Annotated in this window: 7 protein-coding genes; 2 read left to right on the top strand and 5 right to left on the bottom strand. The window is 63.1% G+C overall.

Annotation, left to right across the window (positions count from 1 at the left end; genetic code table 11):
• From VMA09_02535 to VMA09_02515, 5 genes are all read right to left on the bottom strand, one after another.
• Nucleotides 1-701 (bottom strand): Bax inhibitor-1/YccA family protein (locus VMA09_02535; GenBank protein ID HUA32456.1); only part of this gene is annotated, 701 nt, incomplete at its 3' end.
• Between the two features lie 69 nt (nt 702-770).
• The gene (locus tag VMA09_02530) at nt 771-1,400 is read right to left on the bottom strand and encodes a TetR-like C-terminal domain-containing protein (GenBank protein HUA32455.1); all 630 of its coding nucleotides are present in this window, start codon (nt 1,398-1,400) and stop codon (nt 771-773) included.
• The gene (locus VMA09_02525; GenBank protein ID HUA32454.1) at nt 1,390-2,280 is read right to left on the bottom strand and encodes an alpha/beta hydrolase; all 891 of its coding nucleotides are present in this window, start codon (nt 2,278-2,280) and stop codon (nt 1,390-1,392) included. Before VMA09_02525 ends, VMA09_02530 begins: the two co-directional genes overlap by 11 nt.
• Nucleotides 2,281-2,476: 196 nt before the next feature.
• Complete coding sequence (locus VMA09_02520; protein ID HUA32453.1) at nt 2,477-4,054, bottom strand: sulfatase-like hydrolase/transferase; 1,578 nt, start codon at nt 4,052-4,054, stop codon at nt 2,477-2,479.
• Nucleotide 4,055: 1 nt separating this feature from the next.
• On the bottom strand, nt 4,056-4,457 hold the full coding sequence (locus VMA09_02515) for a DUF1330 domain-containing protein (protein ID HUA32452.1): 402 nt from the start codon (nt 4,455-4,457) through the stop codon (nt 4,056-4,058).
• Nucleotides 4,458-4,682: 225 nt separating this feature from the next.
• Here VMA09_02515 and VMA09_02510 point away from each other — a divergent pair, with 225 nt between their 5' ends.
• Nucleotides 4,683-5,753, top strand: a complete 1,071-nt coding sequence (locus VMA09_02510) for a zinc-binding dehydrogenase (GenBank protein ID HUA32451.1) — start codon at nt 4,683-4,685, stop codon at nt 5,751-5,753.
• Between the two features lie 168 nt (nt 5,754-5,921).
• Nucleotides 5,922-6,770 carry an alpha/beta hydrolase gene (locus tag VMA09_02505; protein ID HUA32450.1) on the top strand — a complete coding sequence of 283 codons (849 nt, stop codon included), beginning with the start codon at nt 5,922-5,924 and terminating at the stop codon, nt 6,768-6,770.
• The last annotated feature ends 12 nt before the right edge of the window (nt 6,771-6,782 follow it).

Genomic DNA, 6,782 nt, shown 5'->3' with positions numbered 1-6,782 from the left:
AGCCATACCAGTGTGATCAGCAGCACGAATCCGCCGTACCATTCCATCGCTTGCGGCGCGCCGGCCTGCGACAGTCTGGCGATCGAATCGAAATCCAAAGTGAGATTAAGCGCCGCAATCGTCACGACGAAAGCGCTGAATCCGATTCCGAAAAATCCGTATCCATAAATTATCGTGTTTCCAAAGGCGCCGCCGAAAAGACTGGATACAAAAGCAATTAGATAGAACCCGACGATTCCGAAAGTCGCAGCCGCAACTCCCATCCGAAACCGCTCGGTCACCTTGATGATCCCGGTGCGGTAGGCGATCAGCATCCCGGCCAGCACCGCGAAGGTCAAAAACACGGCTTGCCCGGCAATGCCCGGCATCTTTGAATTGACCGCCGCCGAAATGCCGCCCAGGACCACACCCTCGAACACCGCGTACATCGGCGCAGTGATCGGCGCCCACAGCGGCTTGAAAGTCGTGAAAATCGCGACGCCGAATCCGATCAATGCTCCGGCCATGACGAGCGGCCCAACGCTCTGCGGCGCGGTGTTATAGAAACGCCACGTGAACATTGCGGCCACGGACGCCAATATCAGCAGGATCGCGGTCTTCTCCGCGGTTCCCTCGATCGTCATCGCGCGCTCGCCGACCACGCCTGCGGTACGGAACGCTTTCAGCGCCGGATTGGAAGTGTTGAATCGATTCGCTGCCATCGTGTGAACCCCTGTCAGTCTGACAACTCAGACTATATGCAAGCGCCCAATACCGCAAAAGCGCGAGTGTCAGCGCTTTGCGCTGCGCTTTCGACGCGGGGCGCTTTGCGCCCGTGCCGCCTGCCGCTCAGAGCGCGCCTGCGCCGCTTCGAGGCCCGCGATGAAGTTATCGACGAACCACGCGTAGCTTTCATCGATATTGACGGGGATGCCAAAGCCGCGGGCAGCCTCGAGGCTCGCGAACCCGTGGCCAACACTGCGCATCGCGCGCAACGCGTGAATTGCCTCGGCGCGCTTCAACTGGTAGCCGCTCATCACCGCCGAACACACTTCGATGATTTGATTCGCCACGGCCGCGACCTCGGGATCGTCGTCGGCAGCGCTCAACGTCTCAGCGTAAATCCCGGGATGCTTCTTGACGAAGGCGCGATACGCTCGGGCGAGCGCGCGAACGCCATCGCCGCGCGACTTCCCGACCGAGGCGCGGCTGAGGGCGTCGTAAAGCTCGCGCAGCGCGAGCAATCTCAACTCGCGGCGCAGGGCCGGCAGCCCGCGCACATGGTTGAAGAGCGAGGGCGGCTTGATCTCCAGCTCCGCGGCGAGCCGCGCCAGCGTCAACGCCTCGATTCCTTCGCTGTCGGCGATCGCCGCGGCCGCGGCAACAACCGCCTCGCGCGTCAGGCCCGCCCTAGTTCGCATTCCGGCTCCTGATAAACGCCACTATCTCATCGGCGACCGCCTGCGGCATCTCCGCATGCGGATAGTGACCCGCGCCAGCGACCATGAACGCCTGGCCGTGCAAACGCGCGGTGACAAGATCAGCCTCGGCCTTCGGATCGCTGAAGTCGGGGTCAGCCGCGCCCATGATAACGAGCGCGGGTGCATGGACGTCTTTGATGCGCGCCTCGCATGGCGCTTTGGGAGCATCGACCATCGCCTGCAATGCCTCGAACCTGCCGGGCTCCTTGAGATTCGTCTTGAGGGCGGTAACGTACGCGTCGAGGTCGGCAGGCGGCTCGGTCTTGTAGAGCGACTTGTAATACATCACCCAGAACGCGGGGCCCCACGGCCGATGCATCCCGAGCGCGAGCGCGAGGCGCGGGCCGATTCCGACCGGAGTATCGCGCACGAACGGATCGATCAGCACGATCCCCGCAATCTGCTGTGGCGCCGACGCGGCGGCCCAAATTGCCGATGCGCCCGCGAAAGAATTGCCCACGACCCATGCGCGCTCGACACCGAGATGCTTCACCATCGCGACGATATCATCGCCAGTGGCGGCGGGAGTGTAGTCCGGCCAGCCCGCACTCGATTCGCCCGTGCCGCGCAAATCCATCGTGACGACGCGAAACCGCGCCTTCACCAGGAGCGGCGCGAGAAACCGATACTGCCCGCGCACGTCGCCGAGTCCCGGCACGCAGATGATCGTGGGTCCGCTGCCACCCGAATCGTCGTAGGCGATTTTCCCATCGCCTACCGCGAGGAACTGTGTGGTGGACGCGGCCGCAAGCGGGGCGGCGGCGGACAGGGCACCGATCGCGAGCGCGGCGGCAAGGGTTTTCGAATGGCTAATCGACATAGCCATTTTACTAATACTATTAGTCTAGGGAGTCAAGCGTAGCCTCTCACTCCTGCTCCAATCCGTCATGGTGAGCGGAGTGAGCAACGCTTCGTTCGCGGCTGGAACCGGGCGAAGGCCGCAACCCGGGAGAGGCCGCGATGCGAGCCGTGCAACGAATTGCATCACGGACGAGGGCAAAGTCGATGAAACCGTGCTAGACGGGCGACTCGACCTTCAGCAGCGGGTCACGCGCGGGCGGGAGGTTGTCGTAGAGGTCGGCGATCAGATCGGACCTGAGCTTTCGGTAACCCGCATCATTCCACAGATTGCGCCATTGCCGCGGATCTTCGACCAGGTTGTAGAGCTCGCCCTCGCTGCCGTCGTAGCGAATATCCGGCAGCGGATCACTGACGCGCAGCGCGGCGTACACGCGCGCGAGATCGAAGCCGTTGTCGCGCGTGGTCGGCTCGTACACCGTGCAGACGTAGCCGTCGCGATAGATCGTGCGCAGATGGATCCCGATTTGCGCAAACTGGCTGTCCCATTCGGTGATGACTCGTTGTCGATCCGAGCCCGGCGCGGTCGGCAGCGCCTTGCCCTCGATCCATTCCGGAAGCGGCACACCCGCGATTTGGCAGAAGGTCGGCGCGAGGTCGAGCTGCCCGACCGGCTCCGCGATCTCCGCTGGCACGATCCTCGCGTTCGGCGCAGGCCGCCAGATAAGGGGAATATGCATCAGCGCATCGACGTGGTACGGCCCCTTGAACAACAGCCCGAAGTCGCCTTGCAGCTCGCCGTGATCGGTCGTGAAGAAAATGTCGGTATCGGCGTCCCATCCGCGGCTTGCGATATACGCGAGCACGCGCCCGCAGGCTTCGTCGATAAGCTCGTTCTCGATATGCGTGAGCGCGTTGATTTCGCGCACCTGGTCATGGGTCAGCTTCGCCGGCTCGAACGCGCGCGCGCCGCCTTCATCGTTGTGAAACGTGCCGCGATACCATTCGAGCCAATGCCGCGGCTTCTGCGCGAGTATCGCCTCGATCTTGTCGGGCGATCCCGGATGCCCCGGCGGCAGGTCGAGGTCGCGCCACTTGATTCGCCGCGCCTCGCTCGCCGGCGGATCCCATGGATGATGCGGATCGGGAAAGCTCATCCACGCGAACCAGTTGTCCTGCTCGCTCAGCGTGCCGAGCCATTTGATCGTGCGATCCGCCACCCAGTCGGTGTGATAGTGCTCGCGCGGAATCGGATTGTATGCCGTCTCCGGCGCGCCCGTGTCGCCGCGCGACTCCGCACTCAGCATCGCGACGAAGCCGCTCACCTCGTGCGGAAAATTTTCCTGCAACCAGCGCGTGTAGTGATACGAGCCCATCGGCCCGTGCATCGCGAGCTCCATCCAGTCGAACCCGCGATGTGGCCCGTGCGTGCCGTCGCGCCCCATGTGCGTCTCGGGCCAGCGTCCGTGCAGATCGATCATCGGTTCGAAGTGCGCCTTGCCGATAAGCGCCGTGCGGTAACCCGCGCGATCGTGCAGGTACTGCGCGACGCTCGGCGCGTCGAGCGGCAGCGGCACGCCATTGGAGTAAACGCCATGCGTGCGCACGTATTGCCCCGTGATCATCGTCGATCGCGCCGGCATGCAGACGACATTCTGATTGTGCGCGCGGCGGAAATTGATCCCGTGGCGCGCGAGGTTGTCCGCCACCGGCGTCTGCGCGATCCGGCCGCCGTTGCATCCGAGCGCATCGTAGCGCTGCTGATCGGTGGTAATGAAAAGGATCTTGCGTCCCATCTCAGTTCGCTCCGGGCTGGTAAACCATCGGTGAGCACGCGATCAACACCGTGCGATCGAGCCCGGCCTCGCGATGGCCGTGGATTTTCTGGTACTCGGCGCTGGTCGCCATCTCGACGAAGGTCTGCACGCTCGGATACTCGACCAGCGCGACGGCGTCCCACTGATCGGCTTCGCTGCCGATGAGCACCGCGGCCGGCCGCCCCGACCATACGATTCGCGCGCCACGCGCCGCGAGCATCTTGGTGACGGCCGCGCCGTAGCGATTGTAGGCATCGGCGCCCGTTCCTTCCTCGCCCTGCGCTTTCTCCTTGAACTTGAGCAGGTTGATCATGACGACCGGACCCTGGTGGGTCGCGAGCAGTTTCTGGATCGCATCGAGATTGGGAACGATAGTGCTCATGATGAATTCTCCGAAGCGCGGCGGATGACCGACACTTATTACAGTCCAAGTGCAAATACAAGGCCGTATCCGCGGCGCGGCGGCGCGATCGCGCGCCCTTTACGCCTCGGCGACTATCCCTGCTAGAGTGCGGCGTTGGGCCCTTGCCCAACTCGAAGACAATCCAGCGGCGCCGCGCGATGGCGGGCCGCTTTCAGCGGAGGACAATCCATGCGCGCAGCGATCATGCGAAACAGGAAACTCGTCGTTGATACGATGCCGGAACCCAAGGCCGGACCGGGCGAAGTAATCGTCAAGACCCTGGCCTGCGGCATCTGCGGCTCGGATCTGCACGCGCTTAAATTTGCCGACAAGCTGGTCGAGGGCGCCAGGCGCTCCGGCGGCGCTTTCGTGATGGATCTCAATCGCGACATCGTGATGGGACATGAGTTCTGCGCCGAGGTCGTCGATTACGGACCCGGCGCGCAGAAGCGCTTCAAGCCCGGCACGCGCGTGTGCGCCATGCCGATCCTGATCAAGCCGACCGGGGTCGAGACGGTCGGCTACTCGAATGAAAATCCGGGCGGCTATGCCGAGTACATGCGCCTCACCGAAGCTCTGCTGCTCGAAGTGCCCAACGGCCTTTCGACCGAGCGCGCCGCACTCACCGAGCCGATGGCTGTCGGTTATCACGCGGTGCAGAAGGCGCGCCTCGAAAAGGACGATGCGCCGCTCGTCATCGGGTGCGGTCCGGTCGGTCTTTCAGTTATCGCGTCGCTCAAGCTGAAGGGAATCCATCCGATCGTCGCCGCGGATTTCTCGCCGCGCCGGCGTGAGCTCGCGCTCAAGATGGGCGCGGACGTCGTGATCGATCCGAAGGAGAAGTCGCCCTACGAAAGCTGGAAGTCGATGGCCGCGTACAGCGATCCGTCGAAGGCGCCGCCGCAGATGCCGTGGATGCCGGGGCCCGCGCTTCGTCCCGCGGTGGTGTTCGAATGCGTGGGAGTGCCGGGCGTGATCGATACGATCATGGCTTCGACCCAGCCGGGCGCGCGCCTCGTCGTGGTCGGCGTCTGCATGGAAGAGGATCACATCCAGCCGATGAACGGCATTAACAAGGAGTTAAATATCCAGTTCGTGCTCGGCTACTCGGCGGAGGAATTCACCGCGACGCTCGGCAACCTCGCCGAGGGCCGCGTCAACGGCGATCCACTGATCACCGGCAAAGTCGGCGTCGAAGGAGTGCCGCAGGCGTTCGTCGATCTGGGCTCGCCCGAAAAGCACGCCAAGATTCTCGTCGAACCCTGGCACAGCTAGAATCCGACCTCACACGATTTGTTTGACACGAACGGAGAGCGCTGCAACGCGCCCTCCGTTTTCTTTTCGGTCGCGAGGATCGCACGCCAACACTCACTACCTCGGAAGTAATCGACAAGAGCACCGGAGTGACTATTTGATCGAGCATCCTGAATTGGAGGGATGACGATGGAACGACAAGATATCTCGACCTCGATGCCGCGGCTGCCGTATCTGGCGGCGAAGGACGGCACGGCACTCTATTACAAGGATTGGGGCACGGGTACGCCAGTGCTGTTCGTGGCGAGCTGGGCGATGAACTCGGACCTCTGGCAGTACCAGATGGTGCCGCTCGTCGAGCAAGGACTGCGATGCATCGCGTACGATCGCCGTGGCCACGGGCGATCGAGTCAGCCGGGTCATGGTTACGATTACGATACGCTCGCCGACGATCTCGCGGCCGTTATCGAACAGCTGGACCTTCGCGATTTAACGCTGGTCGGCCATTCGATGGGGCCCGGCGAGATGGTACGCTACCTCACGCGCCACGGCTCGAGCCGCGTGCGCAAGCTCGTCTTCATCGCGCCGACGACGCCGTTCATCTTGCAGACCGCCGACAATCTCGAGGGCGTCCCGGGCTCGATGTTCGAGCAGACCCGCGAGATCTGGCGCAGGGACTTTCCCAAATGGCTCGCCGACAACGCGCGGCCGTTCGTGATGCCCGATACTTCAGATCAGTTGCTGCAGTGGGGAATCGACCAGATGTTCCAGGCGTCGATGCTCGCGATCATCGAATGCAACAAGGCGGTGGTGGAAACTGATTTTCGCGCCGAGCTGCCCAGGATCAAATTGCCGACGCTGATCATTCACGGCACAGCCGACATGTCCGCGCCGCTCGAGATCACCGCGCGTCGCACCGCGAAGCTGATGCCCAATAACGAGCTCAAGATTTACGAAGGTGCGCCGCACGGCGTGATGCTCACGCACGTCGAACGCATCAACAACGATCTGCTCGATTTTATTCGGCGCGAAGGCTGAGCGATTCTCTGG

The organism is Candidatus Binataceae bacterium (genome assembly GCA_035508495.1).
GTDB lineage: Bacteria > Desulfobacterota > Binatia > Binatales > Binataceae > JASHPB01.
Note: the sequence above shows the minus strand (reverse complement) of the source record. Positions and strands in the feature narration are given on the sequence as shown.